The following is a 13740-nucleotide window of genomic DNA, read 5'->3' as shown; positions in this document are numbered from 1 at the left end:
TAAGGTATTTAGGGTTCTTTAGATTCATGCATTACTAGACTCGCACTAAAAAGTGCCTGCCGGGTAATCCAGCAGGCACTGATGCACAATTTCAATTATTCTTTCAAGAATCTCATCTTGTTTTCTTTCTTTGGTTTTTCCTTTGGAGGCTCTGGAGCTTTTGGCTTTTCTATAGATTTTGCCAAAGCGTTTGCTGTGTTAGCCTTGCAAGCGTCACAGTACTTACCAGTCTTGATAGTAGCTCCACAAATCTCACACTCGATTCCCATAGGAGAATCGTCAGCAAACTGGAGGCGCTCCTCACGAATCCACTGCTTAATCTGGCTTGTAGAAACATCGTTAGCTTCAGCAATTTCTTGGATGTTTGAACGAGGATTTTCCCTAATGTACTCTTTTACATCTTGGAATTTCTTTTCAACCTCATCGCGGCAGGCTGGGCAAATATTCATGCCTCCCAAGTAATTAAAGAGTCTTCCACAATTTCTACAGTTACGTACTTCCATAGGTTATACCTCCTCTACTGCATTTCTCCGATGCAGACGCACATACCGAAAATTTCTTTCACTCCCCCACTCTTAAGTACCTTCGCTACTTCGTCCATTGTTGTGCCAGTTGTATAAATATCATCAACTATAAGTACTTTTCTAAATTGTACAACATTTTCCCCTAAACTAAAAGCATTTAACAGATTTTTCTTTCTTTTTAAGCCATTTAATTGTTTCATCGCTTTTGTATCTGCTTCTCGTCTGACAATTTCTTCTGCCACAGGAATTCCAGTAATTGCACTTAGCTCTCTTGCAAACACTGTGGCCTGATTGTAACCACGGCGTTTCTCCTTCTTTTTATACATAGGAACAGGCACAATTGCTTCTATATTGTTATCCTTTAGCCATCTGCCATAATAGCGATTTGCATGCTTTGCAAAAACCTTGCCGTAGCAGCGTCTGTTAGCATATTTAAAGCGATACATGGCATTTTTCATATCCCCTGTGTACTGGAATATAGCTTTATTCTGAAGAAAGGCATGTGTATTCCTTTCACAATTTCTGCAAAATTCCTTTGTATCATCAGATATAGGGCCACCACATTTCAAGCAACAAACTGGCCCCACCAGCTTTACTTTCTTTATACAATCCCTGCAAAACCCGGTTTCTTTTTCCATTTTCAATAAAACTTTGTCGCAAGCCACGCAACGTTTTGGATATAATAAGGTAAGAACAGGGGTTATAATGTTCTTTATATTATGAATCAAGTCAGTCTCCTTTATTGACTTATTTTTAATTTGTAATTAAAATTTAGTAACATTTAAAAAGAAAAAGGATTTAAATATGAAAAAAAGATTTTTAAGTTTGATTTTGGTAGCTTCTCTTGCTGTTTCAGCTGTAGCATGTAGCAACAAATCTGATAGCAAGCCAAAGCCAAATGAGGTAACAGAAGAATCCCAAGAGGATTCATATTCGTATAATATATCAGCACTTTTAACAGAAAACAATACCTACAATAAAATTCTACTTCAGGGCTTCACTGATTGTCTCACCGACTATCTTGGGGAAGATCACTTTAAAATCACCACATCAGTTGCGAGCGACAAACTCTCCAGCGACCAAATCGCTGCAGGCGCAGTTGCGAAATCTCCTGATATGATTTTCACCGCTGGTAAATCCACATTGGTTTCTGCAAAGTCAGCCACTGACATGATTCCAATCGTTGCTACTGGAATTGTTGATTTCAAGGGAACACTTCGAATCGCCAGCTTAAACGGAAAGTCATGGGACAAAACCACAGGGACAAATGTTACTGGTGTCAGCAGCAAGCCTAGCATTGTAGATCAGGTTTCTCTTATGATTGAGGCTACTGAGGATTTACAAACCGTAGGCATCCTCTTCTCACCTGAAGATACAGACGCCATTTATCAAAATGAAATTTTTGAAGCTTACTTAGATCAAGCAGGCATTCCTTGGAAGGAATATCTTATCCCTGCTACAAAGCCTACCGTTGCAGTGGATTCAGAGGAGCAGAGCTCAACAGCCCTCACTCCTAGTAAATATGTTGCTTCTTCTGCAAAGCAGGGAATGGACAACGACATCACTCCTCTCGGTGAGGACAGTGTTCTTGGACTTAACTCCACTTCCTCAACCAGAGTTGCTCTCGTTTCTCAGTTTTGGACCGGAGGCAAGATAGTTGCCGAGGCTTCTGGCGAAGAAAAGTCATCTGATAATGAAGATGGTAACTCCGAGGATTCAGCTACTAGCACCGACAAAAAAATTGAGTCAGACACAGCTCCAAAGACTGGAACTGAGGCATCTGATGATGAGCTAAACAACGCTGAAAATATTGACAGCATCAATCTTGCAGATAGAATCCGCGAGACCTGTGCAGAGTGTTCTGCCATCTACATTCCTTTTGGCAGCATGCTTACCAACGAAATGGATACCATCGGTACCATCGCAGAGGATGCTGGGGTCACAGTTGTAGCTGGCGACACAACTATCGGAAAACACTCTCTCGTTACTCTTTTCTCAGACCCATACACCTTGGGATATGCTGCAGGAAAGAAGGCTGTAAAGGTTTTCGAGGGAGAAGATATCCAGACCATCAAAATCGGTTCTGTTGATGGCGATGATTCTGTAAAGCTTTACAACGGAGTAATCGCTGATAAGTTTGGAATGGAATTTCCAAAATCCTTCAAGGAGCTTAACGATTTCCTTGATACCTACGAATACGGCAGCACTACCACAAGATACACTGCCTCAGGAGAATAATTCTTATGGTACTTCACGTAATCAAATCTAAAATCTATTCTGGCGCTGAAAACGTGGTTTGCCAGATTATAAAAGAGCTTTCAGACCGTGAGGAGTTCATCTATATGTCTCCCCACGGTCCTATTGAAGATAAGCTGAAATCTATTGGCTTATATGATTGCTATCGCGGCATCGACTCTCTCTCCGCTGATGAGATTCGCAAGGCCGTTGATGAGCTACATCCTACAGTGGTTCACGCCCACGATTTCACAGCCAGCGTTCTTTGTGGCTTCGCCCTAAAGGGTCGCGTACCAGTCATTTCACACCTTCACAACAACCCACCTTGGATTAAGAAATTTCATATAAAGACCATCTCTTATCTGATGGCCTGCAAGTATATCGACCATATCCTTATGGTTTCAGAGGCTGTTCGCGAGGAGTATCGCTACACTAGCAAGCTGAAATGTCCTATCACTATTGTGGGAAATCCTTTCTCGGTGGAGGGGGTTGTTTCCCAGGTTAGTGAGGGGGCTGTTGGTTGTGCTGGTTCTGAGGATTTGAAGTCTGATTTACTCTTCGTAGGAAGACTTGTGGAGCAGAAGAATCCTATGTTGGTAGCTGAGGTTGCTAAAGAGCTTTTGGACTCTGGTTCCATTGGGACTGCTCGCATGGTTGGTGATGGCGAGTATATGCCTTCACTTGAAACATTCGTAGCCGAGAATCATCTGGAGGGCAAACTAATCCTTGAAGGCTTCAAGAAGAATTCCTATGACTATATGGCAAACACAAAGGTTCAGATTATGCCATCTAAGTGGGAGGGCTTCGGCCTTGTAGCTCTTGAAGCAATGGCTCTTGGAAAGCCTGTTGTTGGAACAGACAATGGTGGCTTAAAAAACATCATTGATGAAACTTGCGGCTATGTCTGCACAGATGTTGATTCTTACGTTTCAGCTGTTAAAGAGCTTTTAGATAACCCTGAAATATATAATACAAAAACTCGGGGCGCATTGAAGCGCGCCCAGGAATATAATAATATTAAAGAGTATTGTAATAAGCTTTATGAGATTTATGATTCGGTGAGATAATATTCTTCTGATGTTAAGAATCTTCTCATTTGATGACTTTTTACTTCAATTACTTTTGGAGCGTTAATATGACTAAACAAGAATACAAAGATTTGCTAGAAAGTGATTACAGAAGATATTCTGATTCTTCATCACTTTTAGCACATTATAAAATCTATAAAATGAAACCTGGCTATGCTTGGAGCTATTGGTATCGCAAGCTTTGCTACCAAAACTCTCACAGTTGGATGAAGCCACTGGCTTTCTTTACCAGACTTCGCTTTCACAATGTTTCTGTTAAGTACGGTATCGACATTCCAAGCCATGTAAAGCACATTGGCTCAGGATTTATGATTGATCATTTCTCCTGCATCGTCATTCACACTGACGCTGTCATCGGTAACAATGTAACCATCCGCCAAGGCTGCGTGGTGGGCACCAACGGACGTGGTGTTCCTGTCATTGAAGACGGCGTAGACATCGGCGCAGGCGCTGCTGTTATCGGTCCTATCACCGTTGGCAAAAACGCCATTATCGGCGCTAACTCAGTTGTAACCCACAACGTGCCAGCCGGTGCAACCGTAGCTGGTAATCCTGCAAAAGTGATTAGAATGAAATAAAAATAGAGAAGCCCCAAGGCATTGCCTTGGGGCTTCTCATATATAATAGTGAGTTGAATGATGTTGGCTAAGTTTACTTATAGCTACCTACTGTGATTGTGTAGCTGCTTGTGCCCTGGACATAGACTGTTCCGTCTGTGCCGACAATAGTAACTGTGTTACCCTGGGCATCTACGATTGTTCCATTGTTTGTAAGGCTAGATAGGATTGAGTTACCTGTGACAATCCACTTGCTGTCTGAAGAAATTGTAAGATTGGCATAGCCATCACCGCCGTTTCCTGCTGCGGACTCGTCATTGATAAACGCACCTGTGAGGACACTGCCATCCTTCATTTCCATATCAAGAGTTGAAATTGTATCCCAGATAATATCCCCTTCCATCTTCTGGTTTGTAGCTGTGAAGTTACACTGCGCTCCGTTGTCGCCGCTTGTTCCCCAGCCACGCTTGTTTGAATTTCCTGTTACCTTAAGGAAGAAATCATTTTCATCTGCATATGTTATATCTACGTTTTCAAGGATAAATGTTGATTCAGTATTTGTTGTGTAGAACATACCACCGTTTGTGGCTGTGATGCTACCGCCTGTCATGCTAAAGGTAGAGTTACCAACCTCAGAGTCACCTGACATTGACTGGTAAAGGATGATGTTCCAATCACAATCGTTCTGCTCGTTTTCTGGCATTGAACCTGAAAGGTCACAATCTGTTAATGTGAGGGAGTTGAGACCTTCGATACATACTGCCTCTGAGCCAGTTGCTGTAAGGGTTGCATTTGAGATAGTGATATCAGCTGTACAATAAACTGCTGGTGAGCCCTTACCATTTGATGTGTAAGTACCACCATCAACAACCATTGTTCCGCCGCCACGATCTGAACGAATTGCTGCTGCAGATTCGCCATTTGTTGTTACTGTATTGTTTGTGGCATAAACTGTTCCGCCACCAGCTGCATGGATACCACCTGATGTATTCTGAGTTGTGTTGATTGTACAATTATTTACATAAGCAACACCATCACCGTATGCAAACACTCCTGCTGCACCAGCAGCATCTGATTCAATATCGCAGTTTTCAACGGTAAGAGTTCCACCTGTAGTTAAAAGAGTAGCGCCGACACCATAAAAACTTGCATTGTCGCCGCCTGTACTGTCTTCTGAATTTCTTGTAATTGTTGAATCCTTAACTGTCACATCACCGTCCGTTACAAGGATTGCATTTTCATCAGTGCCTGTAGAGGCGATTGTCTCGCCCTCTACAGTTGCATCTTCTGAATACTCTTTTAAAGCTGTGTATGTGATGTCTGCTGCAGACATTCCTCCGCCAGGGTTACCCATAGCGGAAGTCATGCCACCAATGATTTCTACAGATTCTACATTTCCATCTGCATCAAAGGTTACAGCAACCTGTGTGCCTACACTAATACTAGATAAGGAAAGTTCCATTGGGCCGTTTCCATCTGGAGCCTCTCCTGCAGGTTGGCCACCTGGGCCTCCTTGATCTCCATCTGGCTTCTCTGGGGCTTCACCCTGGTCTCCTTCTGGCTTCTCTGGGGCTTCTCCACTTGGGGCTTCACTCTGATCTCCATCTGGCTTCTCTGGGGCCTCTCCGCTTGGGGCTTCTCCTTCTGACTGACCGCCGCCAGGCTGACCTCCTTCAGGTTGTCCCTGTCCCCCAGCCATACTCATTGAATAGGTAGTGTCATCGCTTACTGTGATGTCTGCTGTTTCCTTACCAAGAGTAAGCTCACCATCTTCGTAAGTTCCTACAGTGATGGTGAAGCCATCGTCACTGACAGCTGTTACCTGACCATAAATAGTTTCGCTGGCATAAGCTGTGGTAGATGCAGTCCCACAAGCTAGCAAGCCTCCGCATGTCACTGCCGCTGTCATCATCAATGCAGTAATTTTCTTCAACATTCTTATTCCTCCAATTAAGTCTAATTTTTTTGCACCTGCTGTGCTTTACAAGTTGTATTTAACCATCTGGTTGTGAACATCATTTATCGGCAATGTGATGGTTAGGTGTTTTTTACCGGAAGATTAAGATATGTTATTTTGCCACTACATTTTGTTGAGTTATCTGAAAACATTACTAAACCTAGCGGGTTTTCAAATTGCTTGACATATGATATTATGATATTAACTATAAGTATAAGTATCGATATCTGTGTCCCGCCATTAGACAATGGATTGTCGAAGGCACCAAATTCAAGGAAGAAAGGAGGGACGTCTTATGTCACGCATTGATACAGCGTACAATTATTTCATGACGACCTATGGCGATAGCATAGGGTCTCGTTACGAATCTCATAAGAAAAGTGAGCTACGTGACACATACAATAGAATAGTTAAGACGAACAAAGACTCTCCTCTCTACAAGATTAAGGACACAGAGGATATGGGACAGTTCGCAATAGATATTAAAGAGCATGCTAACAATATGGCTCTTTCAGTGTCGAACCTTTCTTCAGCTGGTGAAGATATTGCCTCCGTTCTTGATAAGCGTGTGGCCTCTTCCACCAATCCTGACACGATTGAAACTATGTATGTTGGCGATGAAAACTCTGATGTGGACGATTTCACCATCGAAGTTTACTCCTTGGCAAAGCCTCAGATTAACACTGGAAACTTCATGGAGCCTAACGAGCAAAGCTTCAGACCGGGATCATATTCCTTTGATTTGGATATCAGGAATCATTCCTATGAATTCCAGTTTAATGTTAATGCTGGCGAGGATAACCTGAGAGTTCAGAACAAGATTGTTAGATTGATAAATACTTCAGATGTTGGTTTGAGCGCACAGCTCATAGAAGATAGGAACGGTTCGAACGCTATACAGATAGCTTCCAAATCAACGGGCATCTCAGACGATGAAACCACCTTGTTTAATATCTCTTCTACAATTTCTCGAAGAGAGCTTGATATTCTTGGTATTGATAGGATTACACAACAGCCTAGCAATTCAGACTTTAAGCTAAATGGTGTTGAGCATCAATCCCTATCAAACACCTTCACTGTAAACAAGGCTTACGAACTGGTGCTTAAGGCTCCAACCCATGGTGAAGTTACAGTTGGTTTGAAAAACGATACAGAAGCTCTTTCTGATGGAGTTAACCAGCTGCTAGACAGCTACAATGGAATGATTGACATCGGATTGAAATATACCGGTGCACATCAGAACCGTACTTTATTTAATGAGATTTCATCCATCGCAAAGGGTATGTCAGGTAGCCTAGCTTTCGCAGGTATTACTATGGATGGTTTTGGACATCTGAGTTTGGACGGCCAGAGACTTTCGGAAGTTATTAACAGTAGTGACAAGGCCCAGGCCTTCAGCATACTGAACGAATTAAAGATTGCCATTAGGGCTGCGGCTTCTAAGGCGTCTATAAACCCTATGGCTTATGTGGACAAGGCCATTGTGGAATATAAGAATCCAGGCAAAACCTTGTCGGCACCTTATGCAACCAGCGCCTACTCAGGAATGATGGTTGACTATAGTCAGTAAATCAACAAAAAACTACGCCATCTAGTTACACTCTCAAGCCTTAATATTGTACTGTTCAACTAACACGTTTCACAGTACAACACTAAGAGCTTGATAGTTACTAGATGGCTTTTATTATGTCTAACATATCATTTATTCTCTGTTGATAGGTGCAATTTGCACGCACGTATTCGTAGCCTTCACGGGCGATGTGGGAGCGCTGCGTGTCGTGGGCAAGGTAGTATTTCACTTTATCCATCAGGTCTTGCTGATTGTAATACCATACTAGGTGTTTTTCATTTTCGAAGAACATTGGAAGCTCGGCTTGGAAGTTGGAGATGCAGAAGCCTCCAGCGCCAAGTATATCGTATATACGAAGTGGCACTCCACTTTTAATGTTTGGTATGGTCATGTTCAGATTGATTTTAGAACCCCGGAAAACCTTTGGCATTTCGCTCCAGTAATCTACGCTTCCCCTATAATTTACATTAATTAAATCCTTCACATTAGAGTTTGTATAAATGCTTACGTCATGATGTTTCGATAGCTCTATCAATATGCTTCGGCGCTGCTTCTGAGCAATCTTAAAGCCCAAGGTTGTTACCGAGAAAATTAGATTCAAATCCGAAAGAGAATCCTCTGACTTCTCCAACTCAAAATAATTTGATAGCTCTGCCAGTATCTCTGGGGTCAACATTCTATCGATGATGTTGATGCCGTGCAGGTCTTTCTGAGCTTCCATGGTAGCCTCGAAATATCCTCGCAAATAATCTGGCAAGGTAAATTCCATCTTGTCGTAGGAATTCTTTTCATATAAGGAACCTACAAAGCTAATTTCATTTTCATATAAACTATCGTCCTTGGAGTTAGCAAAGAGATAATCCAATCTGTTGGTATCCACCGCTAAAGGAAGGTGATAGACATGTTCCACTCCCATTCCTTTAAACTCCTCCACTCCCGTTAAGTCAAAGAGGAAAATTCGGTTCACACTGTTGAAAACTGACTGGTGGTAAAGGGAGATTAGTGGATTATCGCAACTCCAGCATACATAGAGCAATCTCATTTCCTGGCAGACATTAGAAATTAGAGGGAAATAGTTTACAGTAAAAAGAAATTCATAGCTATCCCCTTTGATTATGGATTTTAATCTTTCAGCAAAGGCTTCATCTACATCATAATTGAGGAGGTCTTGGTAGACCTCCTCAACCTCATAGCCTAACGCTTCGAATGTGTACTTAACATCTTTGTAATTGTACGCTTTCCAGCGATACATTAGAATTTTTCTCATAACTTTACTCCGCAGTTACACTCACAAGCTAGTTTACAATAATAAGATTTCATGTTACGCCTATACGTGTAACGATTCTACTCCGTAAGTATCGCTTATTATACGAACGAGTTGCTGGTAGGTGGCGACAGCTTCGTCGGTGTGGCCGGCGGCATCTAAGTCAGCGATTTGGCGAAGAACCTGCTCCTCCAGGTTATACATTTCCTGGAACTTTGCTGGGTCGGTTTCCTTGGCTACCCTTACCTTCACATAGTCGCTGTAAAGATTTCCAAGGGCTTGGATGGTGTCAGTCATAATAGAGCGATGACCAAACATGTCCTTAATGATCTTCAATGCTTTGGTGGAATCAGTCTCTGCCACTTCCAAGAAATCTGTGATAGCACAGCCAAGCTTAGTTTCTGGTGCCAGTGCAAAAGTCGCTGTTTCACTTGGGAATAGATTGTCGTGAGCTCGCTGCCACTTTACAGTAACCTGAGCGTATGCCTCTAAAATATCTCGAAGCTGCTTATAATTTTCCCAATACTCCACACTGCTGATTCGCTTTTCCATAGTGCGAATGTGCAGGAATAGCTCCATCTCCTTTTGACCATCAGTCTCTCTGAAGGCCGCCTTCATATTATCCAGCTGCTCTACAGTCAGGCCGGTGTAGATCTCTTCTATTTCGTGCTCAATCAGATCTCTGAACCCCTTATTTACAAAGAATTTATTTAAAACATCCCGGAGTTCCTTCTTGTAACCAATCTCTGCAGACTTCTGTAAAAGCATCATCATAAAGCCACGATTAAGTCGAACTACGCCTGAGTTCCAACCAATCTTTCTATAGTAATGAACTAGTGGACCATAATCGTCCTCATCCATTCCGATTGTCATCAGGAAGCAATAAACCATGCTTACGCTGGTGTCGTCATAGGCGTTGTTTATGAACAAACCGCCCTCAAGGATGAATTTTGCCTTATCCTCATGGTATTTCTCATAGAATTTCAGATAAGAATTGCAGGCATCCTTACATTTTTCGTTTTCATGCATTGAAAAATACTCACAAGATGCCATAAATGCCAAGCTATACAAAGCAGGGTCCATAATGGTTTGATTTTTCTTTTGCTCTTCATAAATGGCAATAACTTCATCTTCTTTGTTAGCCATATGTCTCAGGGCATAGACCACACCACAAATAAAGCTGCCACGATATCTGACACTTTCGTTATCCTCTAGCTTGCTGGCTTTCTCGTAGTTTTCCTTGCAAAGCTTATACAATTCCTCATAGTTTTTGGTTGCCCTAAGCTCCTGTGCAAGCTGATAAGGCCAGCGGAAGTTATCAGGATCTTCCTTCATCATATCCTGTAAAAGAGGAATGTTTCGCATTGAATGCTTGATGTTATCCTCTTCGTTTGCATAAACATAGCCAAAGTGACCTGCCCTAGCGTCCATGAACATGGCGTTGCCGTAGGCTGGTTCTATATACTCGTGAACCTTGCCCACAAATCTGGTCTCAGGTGTCACTGAACACATGCGGATTACTTCCACATCATCGTATTCTTTTCCATCGAAATCCAAATAGTTTCTCTGGAAATAGCCGCCGATATTGTAGGTGACGCATTCCTTTTCCTTGAAAAATTCGATGATGTATTTCGTATCAAGGAACCATTCATCGTCATCAATAAATAAAAACATTTTTCCGTTTGCCTGGTCCAGCTGGAAGTTTCTGGCTGCAGCAAAATCGTTTACCCATTTGAACTCAAAGATTTCATCTGCATACTTTTCGATTACGGCTCTGGTTTCCTTTGAACAGCCGGTGTCTACCACCTGAAGTTCAGAGTCGATGGCCTGACGGATAGGCATAAGGGATTTTAGGCAGCGCTCGGTGGTGTCCGGTCTGCCACAGCATAATAGACTAATTGTTAGAAGTTTTGTTTTTGGTTTATTGTTCATTGTCCACCTCATCACATGGTCCAAAAGGATGATTGCTTTAGCAATCAACTTTTGTGGCCTAGTAAGCAACGCTTACATTCCCCCTTCCCCTCAAGGGGAAGGCTTGCCTTAATGCTTTAAAGGCTCGTCTTTCGACGAGCCTTACAACTTTTTTATTAATATGTTCCAACTACCAGCGGTCTGTACATTTCCTCTCCTTCACTAAGTGGTCCTGCACTGTTTAAGCAAGCATCAATCAATCGGTTGATTTCCTTGCTGACGATGGTCTTCTCACCAGGAGCATCCACCAATCCTCTAAAGTCGTAAATATCAATACTTCTAATTTCTACTATTCTGTTTTCAATGTCTGCGAGAATGTCTGAAAGTACATTTGCTATGGCTGCTTTGTGCTCCATAACAAGCACTGTGTCGTTTAAGTTCTCACTTATATCGTAAATCATATTGCAGTATTTTTCAAACTTTTCAACTATGTCTGAGTAATCCATTCCCATGGATTCGAGATATTCACCTAAAACTAATGCTTTCTGCTGACATCCGATTAATACCTGAAGGTCAGCTGCGTCATCTCCTGTACTACCTTGAGCAAATCTGTTATTTGCTGTGTAAAGCTCCAAAACCATTGTTAACATCTTGTTTCTTGTAAAATATGCCATAAGCCTTACCTCTTTCTATTTATGAATCTTCCACCTCATCAGTCACCTCCGGTGCCCCTTGTCTCGCCTCCCGGCTCGGTCGTTGCTAAACAGGCTCCACTGGAGCCTAGCAACCCTCGAGGGGAAGGCTTGAATGGAAGAATAATTATCTTCGTTAAAATTTTATTCAATTGTTCTCTTTAGTAAATTCCCCACCTCTTTGAAGAGGTGGGGATTGCTATTATGTTAACTAATTCTGATGTTACTGAAGAAGGTTCATAACACCCTGTGTAGCCTGGTTTGCCTGAGCCAGCATTGACTGTCCAGCCTGCTGTAAGATGTTGTTCTTGCTGTACTCAACCATTGTGTCGGCCATATCTGTATCACGGATACGAGATTCAGCTGCTTCTGTGTTCTCAACTACGTTGTCGAGGTTGCGGATTGAGTGCTCTAATCTGTTCTGGATAGCACCAAGTTCTGCTCTCTGTGCTGATACTCTCTGGATTGCATCTGCGATAGCGTCGATTGCGTATGTAGCTGCCTTACCAGTTGCATCGGATACGTTGATACCGTTGATACCGATTGACTTAGAGTTCATTGCTTCGATTGCTACATTGATCTTGTTTGACATTGCTGCGTCAGCACCAACGTGAAGGTTAAGTGTAAGAGCATTCTGTACGTTTACGTGACCCTTTGAGATTGAGAAGCTGATTGTTGTGTTCTTCTCTTCGTTGCCGTTTACGGACTGCATAATCTCTCTTGATACGTATGTGTACTTGCCTGCTGCATCCTTATCTACGTCTGCTGCATTATCTGTAGCACCAACTGATGAAGCTGCCTTAAGCTCGATTGCTACCATGTTGTATGCTGCTTCTGCTGTGATAAGTGTTGCGTTAGACTTATCGATACCAGTCTCATCATCGAGAGTTGCGAATCTTGTAACTTCATTACCATTGTATTTGATAGTTGATCCATCAACGATGAGGTTCTTAAGGTATCCGTTTGTAACCTTTGAGTTTGCTACGTCTGAGTTGTCGCCGTCGATGATTGTGTAGGTCTTGCCGTCGATTGAGATTGTATCACCAGCTGTGATATTCCAGCCCTGTGTATCAGCGTGTGCTGTCTCATCGTACATGCCCTCACCAAACTTAAGAGCCTTAGCAACTTCTGTATTAGTCTTTGCACCGATTGTGTACTGAGTACCACCGATTCTGTACTTCTCACCTGCTTCAAGAGATTCCATTGTAAATGTAGCTCTTGTAGAGTTCTGTACTAATGTTCCTTCAAGACCTGCGTCGTGAGCGTTGATATACATTCTCTTTAATCCGATATCGCCCTTAAGTAAGAAGGTCTCGTTAAACTTTGTTGTAGATGCAATTCTATCGATTTCCTGTGAAAGCTGTCCGATTTCGTTCTGGATATCGTCACGATCTGATTCTGAGTTTGTTCCGTTAGCTGCCTGAACTGCTAATTCGTTCATTCTCTGGAGCATGTCGTGAACTTCTGTGAGGGCACCTTCAGCGGTCTGTACTGAAGATACACCGTCTGATGCGTTTGTAGAAGCCTGGGTCAAACCACGAATCTGCTTTCTCATCTTCTCTGAAATTGAAAGTCCAGCTGCGTCATCTGCTGCTCTGTTGATTTTATAACCAGATGAAAGCTTTTCTGTAGACTTTGACTGAGAATCTGTTGTAATGTTCAATGTTCTTGAAGCATTAGCTGCCTGCATGTTATGTTGTACTACCATAATAATTCCTCCATGAGATTCTGCTAAATCCATTTAGCATTTAAATCCGTTTTTGTTGATAGCCCAACATCCGTGTCTGGCCTGGTTATTAAATTTGATTTGAAATTCGAATTCGATTTGTAAGGTGTTTTCTGGGTTGTAATTGTTCCTTACACCTTATTTATCGAATCTACCCTAGAAAACTTTACCCCTTAACTGAAAAAAAATTAAATTGTCTAATAATTCCCACTTAAA

General features: G+C 42.2%; 11 protein-coding genes. 4 read left to right on the top strand and 7 right to left on the bottom strand.

Features of this window, described 5'->3' with window-relative positions; genetic code table 11:
- Window positions 1-95: 95 nt before the first annotated feature.
- Window positions 96-503, bottom strand: coding sequence for a flagellar protein (locus tag BLR54_RS09280; RefSeq protein ID WP_090419999.1), 408 nt, complete (start codon window positions 501-503; stop codon window positions 96-98).
- 14 nt (window positions 504-517) lie between these two features.
- Window positions 518-1252, bottom strand: coding sequence for a ComF family protein (locus BLR54_RS09275; protein ID WP_255396692.1), 735 nt, complete (start codon window positions 1250-1252; stop codon window positions 518-520).
- 76 nt (window positions 1253-1328) lie between these two features.
- Here BLR54_RS09275 and BLR54_RS09270 point away from each other — a divergent pair, with 76 nt between their 5' ends.
- The 3 genes from BLR54_RS09270 to BLR54_RS09260 all read left to right on the top strand — a co-directional run bounded on the left by BLR54_RS09270 (window position 1329) and on the right by BLR54_RS09260 (window position 4425).
- On the top strand, window positions 1329-2762 hold the full coding sequence (locus tag BLR54_RS09270) for an ABC transporter substrate-binding protein (RefSeq protein ID WP_090419996.1): 1434 nt from the start codon (window positions 1329-1331) through the stop codon (window positions 2760-2762).
- A gap of 5 nt (window positions 2763-2767) precedes the next feature.
- On the top strand, window positions 2768-3826 hold the full coding sequence (locus BLR54_RS09265; RefSeq protein WP_090419993.1) for a glycosyltransferase: 1059 nt from the start codon (window positions 2768-2770) through the stop codon (window positions 3824-3826).
- A 68-nt stretch (window positions 3827-3894) separates the two neighbouring features.
- Window positions 3895-4425: a serine O-acetyltransferase gene (locus BLR54_RS09260; RefSeq protein WP_176761909.1), complete on the top strand. Its 531-nt coding sequence runs from the start codon at window positions 3895-3897 to the stop codon at window positions 4423-4425.
- 73 nt (window positions 4426-4498) lie between these two features.
- On the opposite strand, the gene BLR54_RS09255 is transcribed toward BLR54_RS09260, so the two are convergent.
- The gene (locus tag BLR54_RS09255; protein ID WP_090419986.1) at window positions 4499-6340 is read right to left on the bottom strand and encodes an autotransporter outer membrane beta-barrel domain-containing protein; all 1842 of its coding nucleotides are present in this window, start codon (window positions 6338-6340) and stop codon (window positions 4499-4501) included.
- A gap of 316 nt (window positions 6341-6656) precedes the next feature.
- On the opposite strand from BLR54_RS09255, the gene BLR54_RS09250 reads away from it, so the two are divergent.
- Entirely contained in the window at window positions 6657-7931 is a 1275-nt protein-coding gene (locus BLR54_RS09250) for a hypothetical protein (protein ID WP_090419983.1), read from the top strand.
- Window positions 7932-8031: 100 nt separating this feature from the next.
- On the opposite strand, the gene BLR54_RS09245 is transcribed toward BLR54_RS09250, so the two are convergent.
- The 4 genes from BLR54_RS09245 to BLR54_RS09230 all read right to left on the bottom strand — a co-directional run bounded on the left by BLR54_RS09245 (window position 8032) and on the right by BLR54_RS09230 (window position 13506).
- The gene (locus BLR54_RS09245; RefSeq protein ID WP_090419980.1) at window positions 8032-9198 is read right to left on the bottom strand and encodes a CgeB family protein; all 1167 of its coding nucleotides are present in this window, start codon (window positions 9196-9198) and stop codon (window positions 8032-8034) included.
- Between the two features lie 60 nt (window positions 9199-9258).
- Window positions 9259-11127 (bottom strand): glycosyltransferase, encoded by a 1869-nt coding sequence (locus tag BLR54_RS09240; protein ID WP_176761908.1) that lies wholly within the window; start codon window positions 11125-11127, stop codon window positions 9259-9261.
- Between the two features lie 155 nt (window positions 11128-11282).
- Window positions 11283-11780: a hypothetical protein gene (locus BLR54_RS09235; protein WP_090419974.1), complete on the bottom strand. Its 498-nt coding sequence runs from the start codon at window positions 11778-11780 to the stop codon at window positions 11283-11285.
- A 241-nt stretch (window positions 11781-12021) separates the two neighbouring features.
- Window positions 12022-13506: a flagellin N-terminal helical domain-containing protein gene (locus BLR54_RS09230; protein WP_090419970.1), complete on the bottom strand. Its 1485-nt coding sequence runs from the start codon at window positions 13504-13506 to the stop codon at window positions 12022-12024.
- Window positions 13507-13740 lie beyond the last annotated feature (234 nt).

This window comes from Pseudobutyrivibrio sp. YE44 (assembly GCF_900104335.1).
Classification (GTDB): domain Bacteria; phylum Bacillota; class Clostridia; order Lachnospirales; family Lachnospiraceae; genus Pseudobutyrivibrio.
Note: the sequence above shows the minus strand (reverse complement) of the source record. Positions and strands in the feature narration are given on the sequence as shown.

What these genes read in the sequence shown, in the direction of transcription:
- BLR54_RS09280 (WP_090419999.1), bottom strand. Translation starts at nt 503, where the DNA reads ATGGAAGTACGTAACTGTAGAAATTGTGGAAGACTCTTTAATTACTTG.
- BLR54_RS09270 (WP_090419996.1), top strand. Translation starts at nt 1,329, where the DNA reads ATGAAAAAAAGATTTTTAAGTTTGATTTTGGTAGCTTCTCTTGCTGTT.
- BLR54_RS09265 (WP_090419993.1), top strand. Translation starts at nt 2,768, where the DNA reads ATGGTACTTCACGTAATCAAATCTAAAATCTATTCTGGCGCTGAAAAC.
- BLR54_RS09260 (WP_176761909.1), top strand. Translation starts at nt 3,895, where the DNA reads ATGACTAAACAAGAATACAAAGATTTGCTAGAAAGTGATTACAGAAGA.
- BLR54_RS09255 (WP_090419986.1), bottom strand. Translation starts at nt 6,340, where the DNA reads ATGTTGAAGAAAATTACTGCATTGATGATGACAGCGGCAGTGACATGC.
- BLR54_RS09250 (WP_090419983.1), top strand. Translation starts at nt 6,657, where the DNA reads ATGTCACGCATTGATACAGCGTACAATTATTTCATGACGACCTATGGC.
- BLR54_RS09245 (WP_090419980.1), bottom strand. Translation starts at nt 9,198, where the DNA reads ATGAGAAAAATTCTAATGTATCGCTGGAAAGCGTACAATTACAAAGAT.
- BLR54_RS09240 (WP_176761908.1), bottom strand. Translation starts at nt 11,127, where the DNA reads ATGAACAATAAACCAAAAACAAAACTTCTAACAATTAGTCTATTATGC.
- BLR54_RS09235 (WP_090419974.1), bottom strand. Translation starts at nt 11,780, where the DNA reads ATGGCATATTTTACAAGAAACAAGATGTTAACAATGGTTTTGGAGCTT.
- BLR54_RS09230 (WP_090419970.1), bottom strand. Translation starts at nt 13,506, where the DNA reads ATGGTAGTACAACATAACATGCAGGCAGCTAATGCTTCAAGAACATTG.